22 protein-coding genes are annotated in these 25220 nt (G+C 47.4%); 19 read left to right on the top strand and 3 right to left on the bottom strand.

All coding sequences use genetic code 11. The annotated features are described in order from the left end of the window. Positions 1-353 precede the first annotated feature (353 nt). Positions 354-1268: a LysO family transporter gene (locus DK187_RS18860; RefSeq protein ID WP_111608869.1), complete on the bottom strand. Its 915-nt coding sequence runs from the start codon at positions 1266-1268 to the stop codon at positions 354-356. A gap of 256 nt (positions 1269-1524) precedes the next feature. On the opposite strand from DK187_RS18860, the gene DK187_RS18855 reads away from it, so the two are divergent. The 19 genes from DK187_RS18855 to DK187_RS18765 all read left to right on the top strand — a co-directional run bounded on the left by DK187_RS18855 (position 1525) and on the right by DK187_RS18765 (position 21778). Then, on the top strand, positions 1525-2166 hold the full coding sequence (locus tag DK187_RS18855) for a type IV toxin-antitoxin system AbiEi family antitoxin domain-containing protein (RefSeq protein ID WP_111608868.1): 642 nt from the start codon (positions 1525-1527) through the stop codon (positions 2164-2166). Beyond that, complete coding sequence (locus DK187_RS18850) at positions 2160-2996, top strand: nucleotidyl transferase AbiEii/AbiGii toxin family protein (RefSeq protein WP_204355662.1); 837 nt, start codon at positions 2160-2162, stop codon at positions 2994-2996. The genes DK187_RS18855 and DK187_RS18850 overlap by 7 nt, the downstream gene beginning before the upstream one ends. A 165-nt stretch (positions 2997-3161) precedes the next feature. Further along, on the top strand, positions 3162-4598 hold the full coding sequence (locus tag DK187_RS18845; protein ID WP_223232232.1) for an MATE family efflux transporter: 1437 nt from the start codon (positions 3162-3164) through the stop codon (positions 4596-4598). A 351-nt stretch (positions 4599-4949) separates the two neighbouring features. Beyond that, the gene (urtA, locus tag DK187_RS18840) at positions 4950-6233 is read left to right on the top strand and encodes an urea ABC transporter substrate-binding protein (protein ID WP_111608867.1); all 1284 of its coding nucleotides are present in this window, start codon (positions 4950-4952) and stop codon (positions 6231-6233) included. 174 nt (positions 6234-6407) lie between these two features. Then, complete coding sequence (gene urtB, locus DK187_RS18835) at positions 6408-8030, top strand: urea ABC transporter permease subunit UrtB (protein WP_111608866.1); 1623 nt, start codon at positions 6408-6410, stop codon at positions 8028-8030. Next, the gene (gene urtC / locus DK187_RS18830) at positions 8027-9160 is read left to right on the top strand and encodes an urea ABC transporter permease subunit UrtC (protein ID WP_111608865.1); all 1134 of its coding nucleotides are present in this window, start codon (positions 8027-8029) and stop codon (positions 9158-9160) included. The genes urtB and urtC overlap by 4 nt, the downstream gene beginning before the upstream one ends. Further along, positions 9157-10023, top strand: a complete 867-nt coding sequence (urtD, locus tag DK187_RS18825) for an urea ABC transporter ATP-binding protein UrtD (RefSeq protein WP_111608864.1) — start codon at positions 9157-9159, stop codon at positions 10021-10023. Before urtC ends, urtD begins: the two co-directional genes overlap by 4 nt. Next, on the top strand, positions 10020-10727 hold the full coding sequence (gene urtE, locus DK187_RS18820; RefSeq protein WP_111608863.1) for an urea ABC transporter ATP-binding subunit UrtE: 708 nt from the start codon (positions 10020-10022) through the stop codon (positions 10725-10727). The genes urtD and urtE overlap by 4 nt, the downstream gene beginning before the upstream one ends. Before the next feature lie 53 nt (positions 10728-10780). Then, positions 10781-11701, top strand: coding sequence for an urease accessory protein UreD (locus tag DK187_RS18815; protein ID WP_111608862.1), 921 nt, complete (start codon positions 10781-10783; stop codon positions 11699-11701). An 86-nt stretch (positions 11702-11787) separates the two neighbouring features. Then, entirely contained in the window at positions 11788-12090 is a 303-nt protein-coding gene (locus tag DK187_RS18810; RefSeq protein ID WP_072840219.1) for an urease subunit gamma, read from the top strand. A 15-nt stretch (positions 12091-12105) separates the two neighbouring features. Beyond that, positions 12106-12423, top strand: a complete 318-nt coding sequence (locus DK187_RS18805) for an urease subunit beta (RefSeq protein ID WP_111608861.1) — start codon at positions 12106-12108, stop codon at positions 12421-12423. After that, positions 12423-14129: an urease subunit alpha gene (ureC, locus tag DK187_RS18800; protein WP_111608860.1), complete on the top strand. Its 1707-nt coding sequence runs from the start codon at positions 12423-12425 to the stop codon at positions 14127-14129. The genes DK187_RS18805 and ureC overlap by 1 nt, the downstream gene beginning before the upstream one ends. A gap of 50 nt (positions 14130-14179) precedes the next feature. Further along, positions 14180-14623 carry an urease accessory protein UreE gene (locus DK187_RS18795; protein ID WP_072840222.1) on the top strand — a complete coding sequence of 148 codons (444 nt, stop codon included), beginning with the start codon at positions 14180-14182 and terminating at the stop codon, positions 14621-14623. Then, positions 14604-15296, top strand: a complete 693-nt coding sequence (locus DK187_RS18790) for an urease accessory protein UreF (RefSeq protein WP_111608859.1) — start codon at positions 14604-14606, stop codon at positions 15294-15296. Before DK187_RS18795 ends, DK187_RS18790 begins: the two co-directional genes overlap by 20 nt. A 232-nt stretch (positions 15297-15528) precedes the next feature. Then, complete coding sequence (ureG, locus tag DK187_RS18785; protein WP_111608858.1) at positions 15529-16170, top strand: urease accessory protein UreG; 642 nt, start codon at positions 15529-15531, stop codon at positions 16168-16170. A 31-nt stretch (positions 16171-16201) separates the two neighbouring features. Continuing rightward, positions 16202-16801 (top strand): HupE/UreJ family protein, encoded by a 600-nt coding sequence (locus DK187_RS18780; protein ID WP_111608857.1) that lies wholly within the window; start codon positions 16202-16204, stop codon positions 16799-16801. Positions 16802-16840: 39 nt separating this feature from the next. Then, positions 16841-20329, top strand: a complete 3489-nt coding sequence (locus tag DK187_RS18775; protein WP_111608856.1) for a hybrid sensor histidine kinase/response regulator — start codon at positions 16841-16843, stop codon at positions 20327-20329. After that, complete coding sequence (locus DK187_RS18770) at positions 20313-21242, top strand: response regulator transcription factor (RefSeq protein ID WP_111608855.1); 930 nt, start codon at positions 20313-20315, stop codon at positions 21240-21242. The genes DK187_RS18775 and DK187_RS18770 overlap by 17 nt, the downstream gene beginning before the upstream one ends. A gap of 122 nt (positions 21243-21364) precedes the next feature. Further along, a complete protein-coding gene (locus tag DK187_RS18765) occupies positions 21365-21778 on the top strand; it encodes a GNAT family N-acetyltransferase (protein WP_111608854.1) in 414 nt (137 codons plus the stop codon). A gap of 143 nt (positions 21779-21921) precedes the next feature. Here the strand turns inward: DK187_RS18765 and DK187_RS18760 are convergent, their stop codons facing one another. Together DK187_RS18760 and DK187_RS18755 are read right to left on the bottom strand one after the other, a co-directional pair. Then, on the bottom strand, positions 21922-23817 hold the full coding sequence (locus tag DK187_RS18760) for a methyl-accepting chemotaxis protein (RefSeq protein ID WP_111608853.1): 1896 nt from the start codon (positions 23815-23817) through the stop codon (positions 21922-21924). Positions 23818-23887: 70 nt separating this feature from the next. Then, on the bottom strand, positions 23888-25186 hold the full coding sequence (locus DK187_RS18755; RefSeq protein WP_111608852.1) for an SLC13 family permease: 1299 nt from the start codon (positions 25184-25186) through the stop codon (positions 23888-23890). Positions 25187-25220 lie beyond the last annotated feature (34 nt).

Raw genomic sequence — 25220 nt, 5'->3', positions numbered from 1 at the left:
CAAAATTAGATCCGTCGTTTCTGTTTAACGTAAGTGTTCTAACATAAAATGGGCTGCTTACGCCAATTTATATGTTCTTACACTACCAAAGCGACCCCTTCACCTGCACACTTTAGTTTGAGTTCCAAAAGATCTTGTTTCATTCCAAGAACGGTTCCACAAAGCACAAGACGTTTGATGAGATTAATCCTCTGTTCTTTGCTGAGACAATCGCTTTTACACAAGCATGACAGTGTTTGCTAAAGCCGTTTTGTTTATTCGTGAGTCTTTACAGTCTGTTGACTGTTGGCCTAAGTAAGATGATTCGTTTTTGTCGGCCTAAAAGCCGACAAACGCGAAAAGGTCGTGTTTTTTTAACTTATTCCCATAAACAGCGGAATCAGTATTGGCACGAGTATGCTCATGATGAAGCCGCTGGCGATGCAGACGGGGACGATCTGTGCACCATGAAATTTGCCTAGCATGGGGAGGGTGAAGTCCATGGCGGTGGCGCCGGAATAGCCGACTGACATGTGGCTGTTGAGGCGCGCTAAGAAAGGAATCAGCATAAGGGCAAGGATTTCCCGGCTTAGGTCGAGCAAGAAAGCCGTTGTGCCGAGCACTGGGTCGCCTAAGCCAGTAATGAGGATGCCTGATAGGCTATACCAACCAAAGCCAGAGACCACGGCGAGTCCTTGGTTCCAGCTCAGTCCTAGAATTAGGCTGCCAATCCAGCCTGCTAATAGGGTGGTGACGATGGTGACGAGGGCGATGATGACGCCTTGAACGTTGAGGAAAAGTTTGCGCAAACGATGGTTGCCCTGGCGCAGTTGGCAGCCAATCAAAAACAGCAGTACGTAAAGCAAGCCAGTGACCAGTTCATCAACACCTGTGAGCCAGTCTTTGGCAAACATGCCGATCACGACGCCACCAATAACCCAAGCGATGGTTTTGAGTGCGTCAATCAGTGCATGAGTTTTGCTGTCACTTGGGCCTTGGGCCAAGCTGTCGGCGTGTGTGCCACCAAAGCGTAAGCCGCTTAAATAGAGCCCTGTTAGGCTGATGACGCTAATGAGGGCAAAGAAAACCAATGCTTGGTAGCCGGCAATGAATAACTTTTCGGCAAGGTTGTCCAAGGCTCCCAAACTGAAACCGATGAGTCCGAGTATAAGATAGACAAGTTGTTCGAGTCCTTTTGCTACGCGAGCTGGGGTGAAGAGTTTGATGTTTACCCAGTAGCCAAAGAGTAATGCGATGAGTAGTGGGCCGAGTGTCGCGATAATAGTCATGTGGGCATGGTCTTCCTAGACAGAAGGTACTTGATAAAAATAAGAGCGGCATTTTCTCGGTATTTACTGGTAAATACAAGTTTGGTGTTGTGTTTAAGGTAAATGCCGGATTACGACTCGTTCCTCATCTCATCCGGCCTACGGGTGATTGGGGTTGGGGGGATTTTGTTTGTGTTTATTGATGCTTGATATCGTATTTTTTACATGGTTAATCTGATAAAATCCGATTAACCATGTAAAAATGTAGGTTTTTCTAGTGAGCGAAGATCTTTTAAAAACGTTTGGTTGTGTGCCTATCCAGCATAGTAGTTTGTTGGCGGTATTACATGATTACAAAACGCCAAATGACAAAATACATCGTTGGTTGCAACAAGGTTGTTTGTTGCAGATTAAGCGTGGGCTGTATGTCGTTTCGCCACAGACGAGCGGTGAGTTGTGGTCATTACCGTTGATTGCGAATGTACTGTATGGACCTTCTTATGTCTCTCTGGATTACGCTTTGTTTTATCATGGGCTGATTCCTGAACGAGTGGTTGAGGTTTCTTCGGTGACGACTAGGCGTTCGACATTTTATCAAAGTGATGTTGGCCGTTTTTCGTATACCCATTTGCCGTTACCTTATTACTCGTTGGGGATCATTCAAGTAACATCGGCTGACAATGTGCGTTATTTAATGGCGTCACCAGAAAAAGCTCTGTGCGATACCCTTTTATTAACACGTAATTTAAGAGTCTATTCTGTTAAAGGTTTGGAGAATTATTTGCAGCAGGATTTGCGTTTGGACTTTTCTGAGTTGGCGCAGTTTGATGTTACTTTGGTAAAGAATCTCGCAGAAAGCGGAACCAAGACGGCTCTGTTGGGGTTATTGGTTAACTTATTGGAGTCGTTATCGTGTTAAAGCAAATGCTGCAAAAATATTCACTTTCCAGCGAGGCAGAGGCAGATCAAGCGTTACGCGAAGTCATGCAAGAAATTGCGCTGGCGGGGTTGTATAGAGGTGGTTTTTTTCAGAAAGCGGCGTTTTATGGCGGCACTTGTTTACGTATTTTTCATGGATTACCCCGGTTTTCTGAAGATTTAGATTTTTCATTACTTGCTCCTGATAATAGTTTTACCCTTGATCCTTATTTTAAGGCGGTTAAAGACGAGTTTATGTCACTTGGTATTGAAGTTGATATTACTCAAAAAGCCAGAAGGTCGACCAATCAGATTGAATCTGCTTTTTTGAAAAGCCATAGCCAAATTTTTGATATTTCGTTGCTGACAGATCGGCCTGTTAAGATCAAGTTTGAAGTGGATATTGATCCACCTTTGGGTTTTGTTACACAAGAAAAGTTGTTATTGGAACCCTTTTCATTTTATGTGAAGTGTTTCCAACCATCTGATTTATTTGCCGGTAAGATGCATGCTCTATTGTTTAGGCCTTGGCTCAATAGGGTAAAAGGCCGTGACTGGTATGATTTTGAATGGTACGTTCGGCGTGGCATCCCTATTAATCTCTCCCATTTTGCCAATAGAGCTAGGCAAAGCGGTGATATTGCGGATATTGATTTGAATGAGGATATGTTTAAGCAATTGTTAGTAAGCAAAATTACACAATTGGATATCGCCAGTGCTAAACAAGATGTTGTCCGGTTTATTACGGATCCCGACTCGTTGGCGTTATGGTCTGTAGATTACTTTCTGCAAATTACGGAAAAGTTGAAAGTCGCGAATGTGGCGTTATAAGAAATCTTGATTGGTATGGTGTTGAAGCGGCATTTTCTCGGTATTGCGGTGTAAATACAAGTTGTGTGTTGTGTCTAGGGTAAACGTCGGATTACGCTTCGTTCCTCCTCTCATCCGACCTACTTTCATGGGAAAGTGAAATAAACCTGACCAACGGTGCAATGGATGGCGATCAATGGTAAATTACTCGGTTGTTTTTTTGCGTTTTCTATGGATAGTCGGTGGTGGTTTGTGGTTAAGCGTTTTCCGGTGTTGAGTGAAGTGTTGCATTTGTTGTTTCCTATGGTGTTGACGATGACATTGGAGTTGTCGATCAGTGTGGTCGATACCATTATGTTGGGCCATTACAGCGCTTTGCATTTGGCGGCGGTTGGCTTGGCGTCGAGCTTGTGGTTGCCGGTTGGGTGCTTTTTGATTGGGGTAACGTTTGGCATTACGCCTTTGGTGACGCGGCATTTGCATGGTCGTCAGCCAAAGTTGGTTAATTTGTATATGTCGCAAGCGGTGGGGTTGTCTGTTGGGCTTGGGGTGTTGGCAAGTTTAGTTGCCATTACGATTTTGCCGTATTTTGCGGGACTGATGGCCACAGAAGAAGAGACGAGACAGGTTTCTGTGACGTATTTGTATATTTTTGCCCCTGCGTTGCCGATGTTGGCGTTAATGACGGCGTACAAGAATTTGTTTGAAGCGGCAGGGCGTCCGGGCTTTCCTTTGTTTGTGGCGAGCTTTGGTTTAGTACTGAATATCTTGTTTAACTATGTGCTCATTTTCGGCAATTTCGGTTTCCCTGAAATGGGGGCAAAAGGCGCGGCGTTGGCGTCTGCCTTGTCTTTGTATTTGGCGGTGGCGTTGTTTTTTGTGTATGACCGTTTTCTTAATAAAACGCCTCTGTTTACGCGCTTGGTATGGCGTTATACGCGTAAATTTTCGATTCTTTTAAATGTTGGTGCGCCGGCGGGCTTTGCTTTTGCTTTCGAGGTGGGTCTGTTTTCGTCGATGACGTGGCTGATTTCGTCTTTTGGTGATTTGGCATTAGGCGGCGGGCAGATTGTGATGTCTTATACGTCTTTCTTGTTTACCCCTATGATGGCGATGAGTGCGGTAACGGCGATTGTGGTGGCGAAGGCCATGTCGAAAGAAGGCGTTGATGGGGTGAGAAAGCGCATTCGTGTGATTGTGTGGTTAGGTCTTACTTATGTGAGTAGCTGTTTTGTGATTACTCAGGTGTTTCATGAGCAGATTCCATTTATCTACAGCAATAATGCGGAAGTGGTGGCGCTGGCGGCGAGTATCTTGTTGATCTCTTCGTGTTATCAATTCCCTGATATGTTGCAGACGGTGTTTACCGGGGCGTTGCGAGGCTTCCGTGATACGCGTTCTACCATGATCGCGTTTGCGGTGTCTTTGTTCGGTTTGAGTATTCCGTTTGGTTTTTGGTTGTCCCATTACAGCCCTTGGGCGGAGACCTTATCGCTGCGCGGTTTTTACATTGGTTTGGGGGCGGGGTTGACCTTGTTGGCGGTGATCTTGATTATGCGTTTTCGGGTGATATTGGTGCGTTATGAAGGTCGACGTATTGCCTCCCCAAGGGAAGTGGCGTGATCCAGCGTTGAAGGATGAAGTGAGTTCGAGGTGTTAGTGGATGGTCGCAAATCAACATGACGTTCATTAATGCCTCCGCATGGAACCACCAATGGTGTTACCTGAGAACAAGACCCTCTGAGCGACACTACAGTCTGCCCCTTCTCCTTGTTTATAAGGGGGGGGGCAAACCCTCCCTAGCCTTCCAAAGACACAAAACCGCCCTATACGTCAAATGACGTATAGGTCTAAGTCATTTCGCGCATACCTTTCTAGTGGTGATTTTTTAATACTGGTGTTACGGATTTGAGGTTTTCAAACCTCGTCTAAACACTCAACAATATTATAAATCACAATAGGACGGCTCCAATTATGAAAATCAAAACGCTTACTTCTGCGATTGTGCTCTCTGGTGCAACGCTTATTGCGCTTCCTTCGCTAGCGGCAGACACGATCAAGGTCGGTGTGTTGCACTCCTTGTCTGGCACCATGGCGATTTCTGAAACCACGTTAAAAGACACTGTCTTGATGATGGTGGATGAGCAAAACAAAAAGGGTGGTTTGTTAGGTAAGAAGATCGAAGCTGTGGTGGTTGATCCAGCCTCAAACTGGCCATTGTTTGCAGAAAAAGGTCGTGAGTTGTTAACCAAAGACAAAGTGGATGTGATTTTTGGTAGTTGGACATCGGTTTCTCGTAAATCGGTGCTGCCTGTATTGGAAGAGTTGAACGGTTTGATGTTCTACCCAGTTCAGTACGAAGGCGAAGAGTCGTCTAAAAACGTGTTCTACACTGGTGCGGCGCCAAACCAACAGGCGATTCCTGCGGTGGATTATTTGATGAACGACTTGGGCGTAGAGCGTTTTGTGCTGGCCGGTACCGATTACGTTTATCCTCGTACCACCAACAAAATTCTTGAAGCTTATCTAAAAGGCAAAGGCGTTGCTGAACAAGACATCATGATTAACTACACGCCGTTCGGTCATTCTGACTGGCAATCGATTGTGTCTGATATCAAAAAATTCGGTGGCGAAGGCAAGAAAACCGCAGTGGTTTCCACCATCAATGGTGATGCCAACGTCCCTTTTTACAAAGAATTGGGTAATCAAGGTGTGTCTTCTGAAGACATCCCAGTGGTGGCGTTCTCTGTGGGGGAAGAAGAGCTTTCTGGTCTAGATACAAAACCGCTGGTGGGGCATTTGGCGGCGTGGAACTACTTCCAAAGTGTGGAAACACCTGAAAACGAAGCTTTCATCAAAGCATGGCATGCGTACACCAAAAATTCTGACCGCGTCACCAATGACCCAATGGAAGCGACTTACATCGGTTTCAAAATGTGGGCTAACGCGGTAACGAAAGCCGGTACCACAGACGTTGATGCGGTGGAACAAGCCATGATAGGGCAAACCGTGCCAAACCTAACCGGTGGTGTTGCGGTGATGAACAAAAACCATCACTTGAGCAAACCTGTACTGATTGGCGAGATCCAAGACGATGGTCAATTTGAAGTGGTTTGGAAAACCGATGGTGTGGTGCCGGGTGATGCTTGGTCTGACTTCTTGCCAGGTTCTAAAGATCTGATTTCAGATTGGACGGCACCGATCAAGTGCGGTAACTACAACACGGTCACAAAAACTTGTTCTGGACAAAATTACTAACTTAACCCTCCCAGGGTGATGTCTGCTCTCTGTCTAGCACGTGAGAATGTCTAGTCAGAGAGCTTTTTTAGCCATGCATGCTTTTTATCTTTTATTTTTTATCTTTTTTTAGCCTCAGCGTTTGAGTGCTTGCGCAATAAACTTTCCGACCCACGGAGTATGACCTTGAGACATATGACCTTAAGACGTATCACCTTGAGACATTGTATTGCACTTTGTTGCTGTCTTTTTGGGCTCTTATCCCTGCCTACTTTTGCGGCTGAATCGACCGATCTTGATCCTCTGTTGATAAAGTTAGCCGAGGTGAAAATGAACGATATGGTGCCTGTTTTAGTCGAAATAGAAGCGACATCAGAAGAGGCCGTGTTGCCGATTTTTCAATATTTAGTTGAGGGCAGTCTGCACTATATCAAGACAAGTAAACAGCTTGTCGCGCAAGTTGAGGTGAGTGGAGTAATTCGTTACAAAGACTTGTTAACGGGGCAAGTTGTTGCTGATCTTAGTAAATCCGATGTGGATAAGATTCGAGTTAATAACACCTTACGCGTCTATTTGCGCAATGCCATTGCTCGTATTCAGTTAAGTGCGAAGTCACCGAGCGTTCGTGAAAGTGCGGTACGTTCACTCTTGTCTAAACTTGATCAAGAGACGGTGGCGACATTGGAAAGTTTGTACCCCAACGAAACCAACAAGAAAGTCAAAGAAGCCATGGCATTGGCGCTGGCGATGAATACCGCTGCGCAAACGCAATTAGCGCCGTCTAATCGCATTGCGGCGATTGACACCCTGTCTACCAGCTTAGAAAGCGATGTACGAAATCTTCTGACGCAATTGACTCGTGACGGCAATGCCGCGGTGGTAAGTGCGGCGAATGCGGCGTTAGAGAAAATCGCGCAACGAGTGAATCGTTTTGCCTTTGTCGATCAGTTATTTTTTGGCCTGAGTTTAGGGTCAGTGCTCTTGCTTGCTTCCATCGGTTTGGCGATTACCTTTGGGGTGATGGGCGTGATCAATATGGCCCACGGCGAAATGATCATGTTGGGGGCTTATACCACCTACGTGGTGCAGTTGATCATGCCGAATTACATCGACTATTCGATTTGGGTGGCGATTCCTGCGGCGTTTCTGGTGTCTGGTTTGATGGGCGTATTGATTGAGCGATTGGTTATTTGCCGCTTGCATGGTCGTCCATTGGAAACCTTGCTGGCGACCTTTGGTATCAGTCTGATTTTGCAGCAGTTGGTACGGACGATTTTCTCACCGCTTAACCGTCAGGTGTCCACGCCTAGCTGGATGAGTGGCTCTTGGGAAATTAACCCTGTGCTGTCTCTGACATTGAACCGTTTGTACATTCTGGCCTTTGCTTTGCTGGTGTTCATCGTCTTGGTGATCGTCTTGAAGAAAACCTCTCTTGGTCTAAACGTGCGTGCGGTATCGCAAAATCGCAACATGGCAAAGGCTATGGGCGTGAAAACCCATTGGGTGGATGCAATGACCTTTGGTTTGGGGTCTGGTATCGCGGGTATTGCCGGTGTGGCCTTGAGTCAATTGACCAACGTAGGACCTAACTTGGGACAATCTTACATTATCGATTCCTTCATGGTGGTGGTGTTTGGTGGCGTGGGTAACTTGTTGGGTACGTTAGTCGCGGCCTTTACTTTGGGCATCGCAACGAAATTTCTTGAACCCACCACGGGCGCGGTGCTCGCTGCGATTCTGGTGTTGGTGTTCATTATTCTCTTTATCCAAAAACGTCCTAAGGGACTCTTTCCACAAAAAGGGAGGGCGGCAGAATGACACGTCTTACAGCTTGGTTTTCTGAAGGACGCTCGACGGGCAAGCACACTCTGCCATTTGTGGTGATTTTATTGAGTGTGACGATTCTTGCTTCGGCAGCGAATCTGTTTTTACCCGCCGACTCGGCCTTCTATGTCAGCACGTACACCATCACGCTTTTGGGTAAATATTTGTGCTACGCCATGTTGGCGTTAGCGGTAGATATTATTTGGGGATATTGCGGTATTTTGAGTTTAGGCCACGGGGCGTTTTTCGCCTTGGGCGGTTACGCGATGGGCATGTATTTGATGCGCCAAATCGGTGATCGCGGGGTTTATGGTAATCCTTTACTGCCTGACTTTATGGTGTTTTTGGATTGGAAAGAATTGCCATGGTTTTGGCTGGGCATGGATCAGTTCTGGTTCGCGATGCTGATGGCAGTATTGGTGCCTGGGTTGTTGGCTTTTGTGTTTGGTTGGTTGGCGTTCCGCTCTCGGGTGACTGGCGTGTATCTGTCCATCATGACGCAAGCCTTAACCTATGCCTTGTTACTGGCGTTCTTCCGCAACGAAATGGGCTTTGGTGGCAACAATGGTCTAACCGATTTTAAAGAAATCCTTGGTTTCAGTTTACAAGCGGATAGCACGCGGGTTGCTTTGTTTTTGATCACCGCGATTCTGTTGGCGGTGATCTTCGTAGTCAGCCAGAAGATCTTGTCCTCTCGTCTCGGCAAGGTGGTGTTGGCGATTCGTGATTCGGAATCTCGTTCACGCTTTATTGGTTATCGTACCGATCGTTACAAGGTCTGGTTGTTTGTCTATTCCGCTGTGATTGCCGGCATTGCAGGCGCTTTGTATGTGCCGCAAGTGGGCATTATCAACCCTGGTGAATTTTCTCCGATTAACTCTATCGAGATGGTGATTTGGGTCGCGGTGGGCGGTCGTGGCACCTTGATTGGTGCGGTGATCGGTGCTTTGTTGGTGAACTACGCGAAAACCCGTTTTACCGCGATTATGCCAGATGCTTGGTTATTCGCCTTGGGTGCCATGTTTGTGCTGGTGACCTTGTATTTGCCAAAAGGTTTGATGGGTTTGTACGGGCAGCTAAAGGCCAAGCGAAATAGCGTTATGAATAAGGAGTCGCAAGCATGAGTACCTTACCCTCTAAAACGTTAGACAGTACCCGTGAATTCTTCCGCCGTGATCAGGTTTGGCCTTTTCTGGCGCCAGAGCAAGCCACGGTGAATGTCGACAATCAGGTGATTCTCTATGTAGAAGGTTTGAATCTGAGCTTCGATGGTTTTAAGGCGTTAAATAATCTCAACCTTTACGTGAACGATGGCGAATTACGTTGTTTGATCGGTGCCAATGGGGCGGGAAAAACCACCTTGATGGACGTGATTACCGGCAAAACTCAGTGTGATTCCGGCACGGTGTTCTTTGGGCAAAATCACAACCTATTGAACAAAGACGAAGCGGAAATTGCGCAGCTTGGCATAGGTCGTAAATTTCAAAAGCCCACCGTGTTTGAAGAGCAAACCGTGTTCGATAATTTAGAGTTGTCCCTTAAAACCGACAAGCGTGTCTTGCCAACCTTGTTCTCGCGTTTAACACCGACACAAATCGACCGCATAGACGAGGTACTCAAAACCATAGGTTTAGCCAAGCACAGATTTATGTTGGCGGGTGCCTTGTCCCATGGTCAAAAACAGTGGTTAGAAATCGGCATGTTGCTGGTGGCTGAGCCAAGACTCTTGTTGATCGATGAACCGGTGGCGGGCATGACGGCCCAAGAAACGGAACGCACGGCGGAGTTACTAACGTCTTTAGCGGGAGAGCGAACGGTGATTGTGGTCGAGCATGATATGGAATTTGTGCGCAGTATTGCGCGCACGGTAACGGTATTGCACCAAGGTTCTGTGTTGGCCGAAGGCACCATGAATCAGATTCAAAGTAACAAAGACGTGATTGAAGTGTACCTTGGTGAAGAGGCTGCGGCAGGAGAACATGCATGATATCCATTAACAAGGTTGATCAACTTTACGGCGGTACGCAAATTCTTTGGGGCTTGGATTTAGAGATAGTCCCTGGCTCCATTACTTGCATCATGGGACGCAACGGTGTGGGTAAAACCACCTTGCTAAAAGCCATCATGGGATTGTTACCCATCCAAAATGGTGAGATCACCATGGCAGGCGAAACCCTAAATAAGCAAAGCGCAGAGAAGCGCGCGTATTCAGGCATTGGTTATGTGCCTCAAGGCCGAGATATTTTTCCCATGCTCACGGTAGAAGAGAACCTGCGTATTGGTTTGCCAGTGCGAAGTAAACGTACCAAAGACAGCCCGAAAGACATCCCAGAGAAAATCTTTGAGCTTTTTCCAGTACTGAAAGACATGTTGCATCGTCGTGGTGGCGATTTATCCGGTGGTCAACAACAACAGCTGGCCATCGGTCGTGCCTTGGTGTTAGAGCCAACAGTCTTAATCTTGGACGAACCTAATGAAGGCATTCAGCCCAACATTGTGAAACAAATTGGCGATGTGATTTTAAAGCTCAATGCAGAGGAAGGTTTGACCGTTATCTTGGTAGAACAAAAGCTCGGCTTCGCTCGTCGCGTAGGGAAAGAATTTCGCCTGATGGAAAAGGGGCGCATTGTGGCGGCGGATAAAATGGAAAACCTTAATGATACTTTGATAAAGCAGTATTTGGCGGTGTGATTTTTGCATTAAGTGGAATCAGCAGCCACGCGAAAGACGCTTATAGGGCATCCATGAATAATAAACATAATCTTGCTTTGGCAGAACAATACGACCCAAAGCCGTTGCCAGAAACAAACATGTCAGTGATGGGGGAAGCTTCACACTGGCATGCGTTTCTGACCTTAGGCTTTGGTAAAACAACTCGCGGTACCGTGTTGAAAACCTGTGATCACAAGGGGCCTTTGTATGTGCAGAAGCCCTTTTACCCAGAAGGTCGAGACACGGCGCATGTCTATTTATTGCATCCACCGGGCGGTTTGGTGTCGGGAGATCGCCTCACGATTACAGCGAACTTAGCTGAAAATACACACGTTTTAATTACTACGCCGGGGGCTGGTCGTGTTTATCGTGCTCGTAAAGACAAAACCTTACAACATCAAATTACCCAGTTGAACGTCGCTGAGAACAGCTTAATGGAATGGTTGCCACAAGAAACCATCCTCTATCCGAATGCGCATACTCGTCTAGAAAACTGCATTGATTTGGCTGACAACGCCAAGTTCATCGGCTGGGAAATCACCTGTTTTGGCTTGCCTGCCAATAAAGAAGATTTTGGCGAAGGCCACGCAGAGCAAGGCTTTCAGATTCGTCAGAACGGTCGTCTTAAAGTGCGAGAGCGCTTGGTGATAGATGATAACAGTCGAGCCATTTTTACCGCCAAAGCCGGACTGGATGGCAAGCCGATCAATGGTTTGATGATTGCGGGGCCGTTTGATTCAGTCAATCACGACGAATTGATCGATTCTTTACGTCAGCACTGTACCCAACATGGATCATTAAGTGGCGTAAGCATGGTAGGCGAGTACATCTTAGTTCGTAGCCTTCACGATGATTCAGAACAAGTAAAACAGCTATTTATTCAGTGCTGGCGCGATATTCGTCCCGCATTAATGAACAAAGAATCCAATGAACCGAGGATCTGGTCGACCTAAAAAAAGCGCGGTCGACCTAAAAGGGGGCGGCTGCTCTTTTTTGGTTCAACAAAAACAATCATAAAGTGAAGTAACGGAGCATAAAAATGGAACTCCTCCCAAGAGAAAAAGACAAGCTGCTGGTATTTACCGCGGCCTTGTTGGCAGAACGTCGTTTGAATCGCGGCCTTAAATTGAATTATCCCGAAGCCATGGCATACATCACTATGGAAATTATCGAAGGCGCTCGCGATGGCAAAACCGTGGCGGAGTTAATGGCCTATGGCAAAACCGTATTAAGCGCGGAACAAGTGATGGACGGCGTAGTGGAATTGATCCATGAAGTGCAGGTGGAAGCGACGTTTCCTGATGGGACCAAGTTAGTCACTGTTCATAATCCTATAAATTAGGGAAGGAGAACCCCCATGATTCCAGGTGAAATACAGGTTGCCGCGGGTGATATTGAACTCAATGTGGGCCGCAAAACGGTGAAAGTTCGTGTCGAAAATACCGGTGATCGTCCTGTGCAAATTGGCTCCCATTATCATTTTTACGAAGTAAATCCCGCTTTGTCCTTTGATCGTGCTGTGACGAAAGGCTTTCGTCTGAACATTGCTTCTGGCACGGCGGTGCGTTTTGAACCCGGCCAAGGCCGCGAAGTGGAGTTGGTCGAATACGCCGGCACGAAAACCATTTATGGCTTCCGTGGTGACGTCATGGGCAAACTGGCAGGAGCGCAATAATGGCAAAGATGGATAGACACAGTTACGCGCAAATGTTCGGCCCAACCACGGGCGACCGCGTGCGTTTAGGCGATACCGATATTTGGATTCAGGTGGAAAAAGATTTCACCGTGTATGGCGACGAAGTGAAATTCGGCGGCGGCAAGGTCATCCGCGATGGCATGGGACAAAGCCAAGTGACCAATGATGTTGCCGTAGATTTGGTGATTACCAACGCCTTGGTGCTGGATCATTGGGGCATTGTGAAAGCCGACGTTGGCATCAAAGCAGGCCGCATTTTTAAAGTCGGTAAAGCCGGCAACCCAGACGTGCAAGATAACGTCGATATTGTGGTTGGGCCGGGTACCGAAGTTATCGCTGGCGAAGGTTCTATTTTGACCGCCGGTGGCATCGATGCGCACATTCACTTTATTTGTCCGCAACAAATTGAAGAAGCTTTAACCTCTGGCGTCACCACCATGATTGGCGGTGGCACAGGGCCTGCAACGGGAACCAAAGCGACCACTTGTACGCCGGGTCCTTGGTATCTTGGCAAGATGTTACAAGCTACCGACAGCATGCCGATGAACTTGGGATTTTTGGGTAAAGGCAACGCCAGTTTGCCAGAAGCCTTAGAAGAGCAGCTGGAGGCGGGTGCTTGTGGTCTGAAACTACACGAAGATTGGGGCACCACGCCCGCGTCGATTGATTGTTGTTTGAGTGTGGCGGAAAAATACGATGTGCAAGTGGCGATTCACACCGACACCTTGAACGAATCGGGTTTTGTCGACAGCACCATTGATGCCTTTAAAGATCGCGTGATTCACACCTACCATACAGAAGGCGCAGGCGGCGGTCACGCTCCCGATATTATTCGCGCGGCGGGTAATCCAAATGTTTTGCCATCGTCGACCAATCCAACGCGCCCTTATACGCGCAACACGGTAGACGAGCATTTAGACATGCTGATGGTGTGTCACCATTTAGATAGCAATATTCCAGAAGACGTGGCCTTTGCCGATTCGCGTATTCGCAAAGAAACCATTGCCGCAGAAGACATTCTCCATGATCGTGGCGCGTTCAGTATGATTTCGTCTGATTCCCAAGCCATGGGACGAGTCGGTGAAGTGGTGACGCGTACTTGGCAAACCGCCCACAAAATGAAGCAGCAGTTTGGTTTATTGCCAGAAGACCAAGCGCTGGGGGCGGACAATTTCCGTGCTCGTCGCTACATTGCTAAGTACACCATTAACCCAGCGATTGCCCACGGCATCAGCCACGAAGTGGGCTCGATTGAACCAGGCAAACTGGCGGATTTGGTCTTATGGCGTCCTGCCTTTTTTGCAGTGAAACCTTCGATGATCATCAAAGGCGGCATGATCGCCAGTGCGCCAATGGGCGATCCAAATGCCTCTATTCCGACGCCACAGCCCGTGCATTATCGTCCTATGTTTGGCGCGTTCGGCAAGGCAGCGGCGGCGACCTCCGTGACCTTTGTTTCTCAGGCGGCACTGAATAATGGTCTAAAAGAATCCCTTGGTTTGGATCGTACTTTGGTGGCCTGTAAAAACACGCGCAATATTTCCAAGCTCGACATGATTCACAACGACTGGCTGCCGAACATTACCGTCGATCCGCAAACCTATGAAGTGCGCGCGGATGGCGAATTATTAACCTGTGAGCCTGCGGAAGTCTTGCCCTTGGCTCAGCTGTATACATTATTCTAGAGAAGTCTTTTTTAGAGACTCTTTTAGGAACGTTTTTTTAGGAACATACGATGCTAGATATTTACGAAAGATTAGGTACTCATTGTCACGATCCCGTTCATACCACAGTAACCTTAACGCACGAACAGCGTGATCGTGGGCGCTTAAAGCTGGTGGGCGATAACAACGAAGAAGTTCGTGTTTTTCTTGAGCGTGGTAAGCCCTTGTTAGTTGGTGAATTTTTAAAGTCTGAATGCGGCAAGATAGTGCAAGTTAATGGCGCGGTGGAAGACGTGGCTCATGCTAGCTGCGAAGACTGGGAAGCTTTTTCGAAAGCTTGTTATCACTTAGGCAATCGCCACACCAAAATCCAGATTGGCGAACGCTGGTTGCGTATCAAACCTGACCACGTTTTAGAAGACATGCTGCACATGCTGGGCTTGATCGTGACCCATGAAGAGGGCGTGTTTGTCCCAGAATCTGGAGCTTATAGTCATGGGCATAGTCACCACTAACATTGCCACCACTGATATTAGTTTGTTGCGGCTTTTGCAGTTAAGCAGCGTCGGTTTGCCAGTGGGCGGTTTCGCCTTTTCCCAAGGTATGGAATACGCCATTGACCAAGGCTGGGTAAAAAACAAAGCCGAGGTGTCCGACTGGATTGGTTTGCAGCTGCAGCAATCTGTGGCGCGAATCGACTTGCCCGTATTGCAGCGTTGCATGGTGGCGGCAAAACACAATGATGCCGAGCGACTGTTCGAGCTAAATGACTTGGTTTTGGCTTGCCGAGAAACCAAAGAGCTGCGTTTAAACGACACCGCCATGGGCGAAGCCTTGTTTCGTTTAATGGGCAGTTTGCACATAGAGACACCGTTTAAGCGCTTAGATCAGATGAGCTTTGTCACCTTGTTTGCCATTGCCGCGAGCCATTGGAACCTGAAAGCCGATCTGGCTTCACTGGGCTTTGCTTGGTCTTGGTTGGAAAACCAAATCGCCGCCGCGACCAAATTGGTTCCCCTTGGGCAAACCCAAGCGCAAGAATTGTTAGGGGAGTTACAGACAGATATTCGACAGGCCATTGCCATGTCGTTAACCATTGAAGAAGACCGCATTGGCGCAGGCTTACCCGCCATCGCCATTGCCAGTGCGCAACACGAAACACAATATTCGCGGCTGTTTCGTTCTTAAGTGTATTTTTATCCGGCCTACGTGTTTGGTGCGTTTGGATTGATTGGGTTAAATGCTGTTTTGGTTTGGTAGGGCATCATAAGCGCAGCGTAATGTGCCGTTTTGGTCGTATACGCATTGTCAGATTACGCCTCGTTCCTCGGCTCATCTGACCTACGTTTTTGGTTTTGTAATGTTGTGAACAGAAATAACAACCATAAGATTTCTAATGTATTTTTAAAAGGAACCTAGTATGAAAAAACAAACGTTACGAATTGGTGTGGGTGGTCCGGTTGGATCGGGTAAAACCGCGTTGCTGCGTTCTTTATGCAGTGCGATGCGTGACCACTACAACATTGCCGTGGTGACCAATGATATTTATACCCAAGAAGATGCGAAGTTTTTAACCCAGCATCAAGCCTTGGATGCAGATCGTATCTTAGGGGTTGAGACGGGCGGTTGTCCGCATACGGCGATTCGTGAAGACGCGTCGATGAATTTGGCGGCGATTGATCAATTGTTAGAACGCCATGGTGAATTGGATCTGGTGTTTGTGGAAAGCGGTGGTGACAATTTAAGTGCGACTTTTAGTCCTGAACTGTCGGATTTGACTCTCTATGTGATCGACGTGTCTGCGGGGGATAAGATTCCTCGTAAAGGTGGCCCAGGTATTACCAAATCCGATTTGTTGATTATTAACAAAACCGACTTGGCGCCTTTGGTTGGCGCGTCTTTGGATGTGATGGCGCACGATGCCAAGATCCAGCGTGGTGAGCGTCCGTTTATTTTTTCGAATCTTAAAAAAGCCCAAGGCTTGGACGACATCATTAAATTTATTGTGTCGGAAGGCATGTTGGAAGCAAAAGAGTTACCAGCGGCGAAAGCGGTTGTTTAGTTCAGATTGATCAAGTATTTGGAGAAAGATTATGAATGCACTGAAAAAAAGTACATTGAAAACAAAAGGGTTATTGGTTGCGGCTTCGCTATTGGCGTCAGGTGCTGTTCTGGCTCATCCGGGGCATGAACAGGCTTCTAGCTTTATGACGGGTTTTGCTCACCCAATGGGTGGTTTGGACCATCTTTTAGCTATGGTGGCGATTGGTCTTTGGGCAGCGAGCATGGGTGGTCGCGCTTTGTGGGCGATTCCGGCCGCGTTTGTTATGACTATGTTGTTAGGTGGTGGCTTAGCCGTGGCGGGTTTGAGCGTGCCATTTGTTGAGCAAGGGATTCTCTTGTCTGTCATCGTATTGGGCGCTTTGGTGTTGTTCGCTAAGCGTTTACCAACAGTGGTTTGCATGGCGATTGCCGGTGGTTTTGCCTTGTTTCATGGTGCCGCTCACGGTATGGAAATGCCGTTGAATGCTAATGGTCTGCAATATGCGCTGGGTTTTGCTTTGGCAACGGCTGGCTTGCATGTGGTGGGGTTAGGTTTTGGTCAGTGGATGGCAAAAATTGGTACCTCTTTAGTGACTCGTGTGAGTGGTTCTGTGATTGCCGTGGCGGGTTTGGTGCTTGCTTTTGTATAAGCCTATGAGCTGCATATTATGGCTTGAGCGTAAGATTTTATGACGGCGGCGCAAAAGATTTTTAAAGTGCGACGCCATTATAATAAGTGGGTGGCCGACCAAACCATGGAAGACTATGCCTTGCGTTATACCTCTAGGCATGACAGTTCTTCTAAGCAAGGTCATGCCATGAGCATCGAGCGAGTTGGTCATACGGCGCTCGGTGCGACGGCGTTTTTGGCTCTTGAAGGGTTGGCCGCGGTTATTACTCTGGCGTACGGTTTTACCAACGCGATAGCGGCCATTCTCACCGTGATGGCGGTGTTTTTTGTGACGGGTTTCCCGATTGCCTATTATTCCGCCAAGCATGGCTTGGACATAGATTTACTGACCCGAGGCGCGGGTTTTGGCTATCTTGGCTCGACCGTTACCTCGCTGATTTACGCCACTTTCACCTTTATTTTTTTCGCAATTGAAGCGGCTATTTTGGCGTCGGCCATGGAGGTGTTGTTAGGCATCCCCTTGGCCTTGGGTTATGCACTCTCGGCCATCTTTGTGATTCCCATTGTGACACACGGTATTCGCGCAATCAGTCGTTTTCAAAATGGCACGCAATGGATTTGGCTGGTGTTGCAAGTCGCGGCGATTGGCGTGGTAGTGACTCAGGAATATCAAAACTTTGAAGGCTGGACCCAGTATGCGCCAGTAGATGTACCGAACAGTACGCATTTTGATTGGATTTTGTTTGGTGCCGCGGCCTCTGTGTTGTTTGCCTTAATGGCGCAGATTGGCGAGCAAGTCGACTATTTACGTTTTTTCCCTAAAAAAACGCAGCATAACCGTCGTCGCTGGTGGTTTTGGCTGATTTTGGCAGGTCCTGGTTGGGTGTTCATTGGTGCCATCAAAATGTTATTGGGCTCGTTCTTGGCTTATTTGGCCATTTCCGATGGCGCTACTGATATTCAAGCCACTGATCCAACCTATTTGTATCAGCGCATCTTTTTCTTTTTAACCACATCGCCCACCACAGCACTGATTTTGGCGGCGGTGTTTGTGTTCATTTGTCAGATGAAAATCAATTTAACCAACGCCTATGCGGGTTCTATTGCTTGGTCGAATTTCTTTTCGCGTTTAACCCATTCTCATCCGGGTCGTGTGGTTTGGTTGGTGTTTAACGTGACCATTGCCTTATTGCTGATGGAATTAGGCATTTATCAAGCGTTGGGCGCGATTTTGGGCGTGTTTGCCATCGCGGCGGTGAGCTGGCTTGGCAGTTTGTCGGCGGATTTATTGATCAACAAACCCTTGGGATTAAGTCCCAATTATGTGGAGTTTAAACGGGCGCACTTATACGACATTAATCCAGTGGGAACGGGTTCCATGTTGATCGCCACCACCTTGGGTTTGGTGAGTTATTTAGGTGTCTTTGGGGAGGTGGCGAAAAGCTTGTGTCACTTTATTTCACTGGGGGCTTGTTTCGTGTTTGTGCCACTGATTGCGTGGCTCACCAAGGGCAAATATTACCTTGCGCGTCAAAGCCCAGAACTGATTCCAATGATCGAGCTAGCAAAGCAGCGCAATCCCAGCTATGTCACTTTGACCTGTGGGATCTGTGAAAATGCGTTCGAAACGGAAGACATGAGTTTTTGCTCAGCCTATATGTTACCAATTTGTTCGTTGTGCTGCTCTTTGGATGTGCGCTGCTTGGACAGTTGCAAGCCTCAAGCAGGCATTGCTCAGCAGAGTGATTATTTTTTAAGACTATTTTTACCAAAGAGCTTGGTAAAAGCCGTGCGTTCACGATTGGGACGGTTTGCGTCTTTGTTGTTGGTGATTAACATTATTAACGCGGCACTGATGATGCTGATTTATCGACAAATGGCACCAGAGTCAGTGAGTGAGGAAATACTCTTACAAGACACCATGTTGGCTTTGTTTTTCACTTTATTAATTGTTTCTGGGGTGTTGTCTTGGTTGTTTTTATTGGCTCATGAAAGTCGAGTTGTGGCGCAGAAAGAGTCGAATCGACAAACACGAAAGTTGATTCGCGAGGTCGATGCTCACCAAGAAACCGACAAAGCTTTACAGCACGCCAAAGAGCAAGCCGAGCGGGCAAATGAAGCGAAAAGTCGTTATCTTACTGGTATTAGCCATGAGTTACGCACGCCGCTGCAATCCATTATTGGTTATGCACAGCTTTTGTCTGAAAAAGCCAATACGCCCTCTGGGCATCAAAATGGTTTGGATATTATCCATCGTAGCGGGTTGTATTTGGCGGATTTGATTGAAGGCTTATTGGATATTTCAAAAATTGAAGCCGGGCGTTTTGATCTGTATCGCAATACGGTGGATTTGCCCAAACTCATCGATCAGCTTAACAGTATGTTTGCCATGCAAGCGCGCAGTAAAGGGGTGCAATTTCAGGCAAAAATTCTGGCGCCTTTGCCTCAGCATGTTATTACGGATGAAAAGCGTTTGCGGCAAATATTAATTAATTTGCTGTCAAATGCGGTGAAATACACGCCTAAAGGGTCGGTTTTATTTGAAGTGAATTATCGCAACCAAGTGGCGGAGTTTGTGATTCGAGATACGGGGCTGGGCATAAAAGAAGAGCATTTGCAGCGTATTTTTGATCCGTTTGAACGGGTTCGAGATGTCAGTACGGGGAATTTACCCGGCACCGGATTGGGTCTGACTATCGTTAAATTATTGACCGATATTATGGGCGGCGATTTGCAAGTGCATTCGGTGGTGGGCGCGGGCAGTGAGTTTCGTGTCAGTCTGATGTTGCCTTGGGTGAGTCAAGGCGATGCCAGTATGTATGAACATAAGCGTATTGTGAGTTACCAAGGTTATCAGCGTACCTTGATGGTGGTCGACGATGATCCTGTGGTGCGCGGATTGCTGTCTGATATTCTCGTGCCGCTTGGGTTTAATGTATTGGAAGCCTCAGACGCAGAAAGCTGTCTGGATGAGCTGGCATCCTGCTCGCCGGATCTTTTTATATTGGATGTGTCTATGCCGGGAATGGATGGATTGACATTAGCAAAAAAAATGCGTGATTTAGGTTACAGAGTGCCGATAGTGATGTTGTCCGCTGATGCCCAAGAAAGTCTGCGTCAACCTGATGAGCAAGCGGCGTTTAATCAATATCTGGTTAAACCGGTCAACAACAGCGCCTTACTGGACGCAATCAAGCATTGGTTAGCGTTGGAGTGGCTGTATCAAGAGACCCAAGAGAGCGGTTCAACTACTTTGGCAACCGAACCGATTCCGATACAAAGTGAGGGTTATCATGGTTCTCCTGCTCGGATTCCAGACCATGAAAGCGTGCGAGAGCTGATGGCGTTTGCCGAAATGGGCTACAAAAAAGGCGTGCGTGGTGTGTTGGATCTGCTGGCCAAAAAAGACGTGATTGCCCCAAGTCATTTACAGCAATTGGAAAGCTTGTATCAAGGTTTTCAGTTCGATGCGATTGCTCAATATATACAAACAAACTCACAGTTAATGTGTGATGTCAGTGAGAAACCGAATGATGAATCCCAGTAGTAAGAGTGACATTGTTTTAGTGGTCGACGACTCGCCAGATGCGTTGAGCCTGATTCATGACACCTTGGAAGCGGCTCATATGGATGTACTGGTCGCTCTTGAAGGCCGACAGGCGTTAACCATTGCGAAACGGATTCGTCCTGACATTATTTTGCTCGATGCCATCATGCCCAATATGGACGGTTTTGACACCTGTCGAGCATTAAAAGCCGACCAAAGTTTGGCGTCGATTCCGGTTATTTTTATGACGGGATTAAGTGACACAGACGATATTGTGCGCGGCTTGGAAGCGGGTGGGGTAGATTATCTCACCAAGCCGATTCAGCCCAATGAACTGATTGCTCGCATGCGTGTGCATTTGTCGAATGCGCGTTTGAGTAACAACGCGCAATCGGCCCTTGATAGCATGGGGCAATATTTAATGACAACCAATTACGCCGGTGAAATTACTTGGGCCACACCACAAACGTACGCGTTACTCGCGAAAGCACGGGCCAATAGTGAGTGGCAAAGCACACAATTGGCGTTGCAAATACGCCTTTGGTTGGCTCATCAGCCCCCTTTGCCTGTTGGAAAGTTGGGGAATGTCTTGAAACTCAGTGGTTTGGACTATCCTCTGGCGCTGAAAATGATGGGCGTCACCGAGCAAAAAGAAGTGCTTTTAAGGCTGGAAGACGGCGATAAACTCTCAGGGCCAGCATTACTGAAGCAGGCACTGGATTTGACTGATAGAGAATCGGAAGTATTGCACTGGATTGCCAATGGTAAAACCAACCGCGAAATCGCGGAAATTCTCGAAATGAGCCCGCGCACGGTTAACAAACACCTCGAGCAAATCTTCCCAAAGCTCGGTGTCGAAAACCGTACTTCCGCCGCAGGGGTGGCATTGCGAGTGTTGTCGGCAGAGCGTTGATGATGCCTGTTGAGTGTGCGCTGTTGTTTAAACTCTTAACTTTAGGTAAGCATTTACGTATTTTATAAACGCACAGATTATTCTATGCTGCTTTTTTATCGCATCGCCAAAGGTGTTTTTTTATGTCTATCCAGTACAAGATTAATCAGGCTATTACGGCTCAGCAATTTGTTGAGTTGCTGGCGAAAACGACGTTGGGCGCGCGTCGTCCCATTGATAATACTGAGACCATTGAAGCCATGTTGAAACACGCTAATCTGCTGATTACCGCATGGCAGGGTGAGGCGCTTGTTGGTGTGGCGCGTTCGGTGACAGATTTTGCCTTTTGCTGCTATTTATCAGACTTAGCGGTGGATGAATCCGTACAGGCATCGGGGATCGGTAAAACCCTGATTCGAATGACCAAGGAAGCCTTACAGTCTAAGTGCTCTTTGATTTTATTGTCTGCGCCGCAAGCCGTAGCGTATTACCCTAAAATTGGCTTTACCCAGCACAACAGTGCGTGGGTATTAACCAATATTGATGACTTGAAGTAAGGTATATTTAGGTAAGTAACTAACTGAATTGTATAGGGTTTTGTAGGTCGCGGCTTCAGCCCGACAAGACGTGATTTGTCGTCACGAGTTTTTTGTCGGACTAAAGGCTCGACAAGCAAGTTATCCTCTTGAAGAAAGGCTGCTTAGATCTGGAACTGGCCCACTTCGGTGTCGACTTGTTTGGCCAGTTGACTAAGCCGTTTCGATTGTTCCACACCGGTTTGGCTTTCTGAGGCTAAGTCCGCAGCGACTTGACGAATGATCTCGCTGTTTTGGCTGATTTCATTGGTAACAGCGGTTTGCTCTTCGGCGGCAGTGGCGATTTGTGTCGCCATGTCAGAAATACTAATAATGGCGTTAGCGATTTCTTCTAGACTTTGTGTGGCAGCATCGGCATCGGCCACGCTGGTTTGAGCTTTTGCACTGCTGTTTTGCATCGACACAACGGCTCTCGATGTTTGTTCTTGCAGTAACTCGATCATTTTTTGAATTTCTTCGGTCGAGGCATGGGTGCGCTGTGACAAGGTACGAACTTCGTCGGCGACCACAGCAAAGCCACGACCATGTTCACCTGCCCGTGCGGCTTCAATAGCGGCGTTTAATGCCAATAAGTTGGTCTGCTCCGCAATGCCTATAATAGTAGCGAGAATGCCGCTGATTTGTTGGGCGTGCTTATCTAGATCGGCTATCTGTTGTGTTGCGGCGCTGACTTCGTTGGCCAGTTCATAGGTAGAATGACGGCTTTTTTGTACTTGCGCACTGCCTTTGTTACCCAGTTCCACAGAGTGACCCGCAGCTTTAGCGGTTTGCTCTGCATTGCCAGCGATCTCGTGGGTAGCCGCTGCCATTTCAGTCACTGCAGACGCCACCATGTCGATTTCTTGTTGCTGAGTCGCCACACGCGAAGCGCTTTGTGTTGAGGAATTCGATACTTTGTGTGCTTCGTCTGCCACGTCTTTGGACAGTGTTTTCAGTCGTTCAACCACACCGTGCATATGGCCAACAAAATCGTTAAAACCTTGTGCCAATACGCCAATTTCATCGTCGCGTTTTACTTCGATGCGAGCGCGTAAATCGCCTTTGCCTTTTGAGATATCTTGTAACGCATTAGAAACCCGATTTAGGTCACTAAAGAGGACTTTGAACAACCAGTATAAAAAGCAAATAAAACCAACTAGAAGAAGCAAGGCGGTGACCATTTGGCGAACCAAGACTTTATAGACAGGTGCCATGAGTTCACTTTTGTCCATAGTAAAGACCAATGACCAATCGGTGCCTGGAATGGCTTGTCCGTAGGCAAACACTTCTTTACCGTCTAGGGTTTCTTCCACTAACTTGTCTTCTTTGATCAAATTAGACAGAAGTTTAGGGGCAAAAATCGAAGAGATAGATTCGGCTTTCTGCATCACCATATCTCTGTCTGGGTGGGCGATAATGTCGTTGTTAGACGCCACCATCATGGCAAAGCCTGACCCTGGGACGTTAAGCTCGCCAACTTGTTTAGACAGCTGATCCAAACTGAGATTGGCGCCCACCATACCAAATAGTTGTCCATTTCGGTTAACTGGGTTCGTTAGAATAATCACCAAATCTTTGGTGGTAGAGCTTAGATTTGGTCCAAGTATGCTGGCCTTGCCTTTATTGATCGCGTCAATGTACCAGCTTTGCGCGCGAGGATCATAGTCAGGTCGTTTGGCATCTAGGGCGGGATCTTGGCGATACATATTGCCGTCGTTATTACCGTAATAGGTTAGCGCAAATTGGCCGCTATCAAAGGCTTGTTTGATCGCGATATAGGGGGATTGTTCAGGCGTGCGTTCCAAGGTATTGGCAAGCGATGCAGCAATGACTTTGCGGCTATTTAACCACTCACTGGTGTTGTCACCATAGGCACCAGCAAAGTGACGCACGTCTTTTAATAAAGAGTCACGCATTTGTTGGGTGAGCGACAAAGTCGTTTCGGTAATGAGGTAGGCCGTTGTGATGACGACCGCTAAAATACTGACACTCAATAAACGAGTGCGCAGAGAAAGAGTCATTCAGGTATCTCCTATAAAAAAAGGGCGCAGCACCTTAGTAATGCTTACGCCCAAAGAGGTTTAAGGTGCGCTAAAGCACGAAGGTGATTAGCAAGTTAAAGAATAAAGCGGCGGCAAATCCCAATGGTGCGGCACGGAACAGAAGCTGTGGAAAGAGCTTGGTGCGGCTTTCTTCTGTTGGACAAGCGCCCAGCATTAAACTACCACCGGAAGAAAAAGGTGAAATGGCCGTGGCCTGTGCACCAACAACGATACAGATGAACAGCATCATAGGATCCAATGACAAGCTTTGTGCAATGGATGGCACGATTGGGAAAAGCGCAGGTGTCACCACGCCCAAGGTACTGGCAAACAGAGACATAAACGCGGCAACAACCCCAAACACAACAGGAACGAATACCGCTGGAATAGACGTGCCAATCCAAGAGGCAAGGTCGTCAATGGTACCGGCTTTGATAGCAACCGAGATCAGCATACCCACACCACAGATCATAATAAGCGTTGACCAAGGCACAGAAGCAATGGCTTTGCGTTCATCACCTAGTTTCAGCAACAGCGCGATGACAGAGAACACACTGGCAATTAAGCCAATGTCCATTTTTGAATTAATGAAGGTAATCGTCTGATTATCAGGGAATACCAGATGTGAAATTGGCGCAAGCAATACTAAGCCCATCATAACAAGCGTTAGTATGAGTGTTTGGCGTTGCTCTTTATTAAACGCCGTGGGCGCTTCTATTTGAAAGCCGCCTTTGGCGATCGTGCTACGGTGTTTGGTGAAGAAAATCAGCGCCGTAATCACGATGAAAGGTATGATTGCCGTGCTTAGAAAAATACCAATGGAGTTGATAAAGGCTTGGTTTTCCGTGACGCCGGCGTTCGTCATGATACCGCGGAAAATAATGCCGCTCTGACTAGACATAAAGTTTGCCCCCGTTAGCGCCCCATAACCCACCGACATTGAGCCAATCACCATGCTCATGCCAGTACGTTGGCAAAGCAGTAGGGTAATGGGTGCCATAAAGGCTAATACCGTGTAGTAGCCTGCGCCCAAAGCCGAAATAATCGTTGTGGTAATGAAAATGGCGTAAGGCAACAGATGGGGGAAATGTCGGCAACGATACATGAGATGCTCGGCCAGTTTTTCCAAGGTGCCATTGATGATGGCGAAGCTATAAAACAAAGACACAGAGAAGATAATAAAGAAGATCTTCAGCGGCCACATTTTAATGATGTCGTTTGGGCTTAGTCCCAGTGCAAAGCTGCCAATCAAATAGGCAAAGGCAATGGCAAACAGTCCGATATTAATACGGGTTTTATAGCCGAGAATGATGGAGAGTAGAATGGCTCCAACAACAAGTAGACTCATTTTTATGATTCCTTTTTACACTGCCTGGTTGGCA

The sequence above is a fragment of the Marinomonas arctica genome, from assembly GCF_003259225.1.
Taxonomy (GTDB): domain Bacteria; phylum Pseudomonadota; class Gammaproteobacteria; order Pseudomonadales; family Marinomonadaceae; genus Marinomonas; species Marinomonas arctica.
Note: the sequence above shows the minus strand (reverse complement) of the source record. Positions and strands in the feature narration are given on the sequence as shown.

Excerpts from the sequence above, each read along its gene's own strand:
- DK187_RS18860 (WP_111608869.1), bottom strand. The coding sequence starts at position 1,268 with ATGACTATTATCGCGACACTCGGCCCACTACTCATCGCATTACTCTTT.
- DK187_RS18845 (WP_223232232.1), top strand. The coding sequence starts at position 3,162 with ATGGCGATCAATGGTAAATTACTCGGTTGTTTTTTTGCGTTTTCTATG.
- urtA (WP_111608867.1), top strand. The coding sequence starts at position 4,950 with ATGAAAATCAAAACGCTTACTTCTGCGATTGTGCTCTCTGGTGCAACG.
- urtB (WP_111608866.1), top strand. The coding sequence starts at position 6,408 with ATGACCTTAAGACGTATCACCTTGAGACATTGTATTGCACTTTGTTGC.
- urtC (WP_111608865.1), top strand. The coding sequence starts at position 8,027 with ATGACACGTCTTACAGCTTGGTTTTCTGAAGGACGCTCGACGGGCAAG.
- urtD (WP_111608864.1), top strand. The coding sequence starts at position 9,157 with ATGAGTACCTTACCCTCTAAAACGTTAGACAGTACCCGTGAATTCTTC.
- urtE (WP_111608863.1), top strand. The coding sequence starts at position 10,020 with ATGATATCCATTAACAAGGTTGATCAACTTTACGGCGGTACGCAAATT.
- DK187_RS18815 (WP_111608862.1), top strand. The coding sequence starts at position 10,781 with ATGAATAATAAACATAATCTTGCTTTGGCAGAACAATACGACCCAAAG.
- DK187_RS18810 (WP_072840219.1), top strand. The coding sequence starts at position 11,788 with ATGGAACTCCTCCCAAGAGAAAAAGACAAGCTGCTGGTATTTACCGCG.
- DK187_RS18805 (WP_111608861.1), top strand. The coding sequence starts at position 12,106 with ATGATTCCAGGTGAAATACAGGTTGCCGCGGGTGATATTGAACTCAAT.
- ureC (WP_111608860.1), top strand. The coding sequence starts at position 12,423 with ATGGCAAAGATGGATAGACACAGTTACGCGCAAATGTTCGGCCCAACC.
- DK187_RS18795 (WP_072840222.1), top strand. The coding sequence starts at position 14,180 with ATGCTAGATATTTACGAAAGATTAGGTACTCATTGTCACGATCCCGTT.
- DK187_RS18790 (WP_111608859.1), top strand. The coding sequence starts at position 14,604 with ATGGGCATAGTCACCACTAACATTGCCACCACTGATATTAGTTTGTTG.
- ureG (WP_111608858.1), top strand. The coding sequence starts at position 15,529 with ATGAAAAAACAAACGTTACGAATTGGTGTGGGTGGTCCGGTTGGATCG.
- DK187_RS18780 (WP_111608857.1), top strand. The coding sequence starts at position 16,202 with ATGAATGCACTGAAAAAAAGTACATTGAAAACAAAAGGGTTATTGGTT.
- DK187_RS18775 (WP_111608856.1), top strand. The coding sequence starts at position 16,841 with ATGACGGCGGCGCAAAAGATTTTTAAAGTGCGACGCCATTATAATAAG.
- DK187_RS18770 (WP_111608855.1), top strand. The coding sequence starts at position 20,313 with ATGATGAATCCCAGTAGTAAGAGTGACATTGTTTTAGTGGTCGACGAC.
- DK187_RS18765 (WP_111608854.1), top strand. The coding sequence starts at position 21,365 with ATGTCTATCCAGTACAAGATTAATCAGGCTATTACGGCTCAGCAATTT.
- DK187_RS18760 (WP_111608853.1), bottom strand. The coding sequence starts at position 23,817 with ATGACTCTTTCTCTGCGCACTCGTTTATTGAGTGTCAGTATTTTAGCG.
- DK187_RS18755 (WP_111608852.1), bottom strand. The coding sequence starts at position 25,186 with ATGAGTCTACTTGTTGTTGGAGCCATTCTACTCTCCATCATTCTCGGC.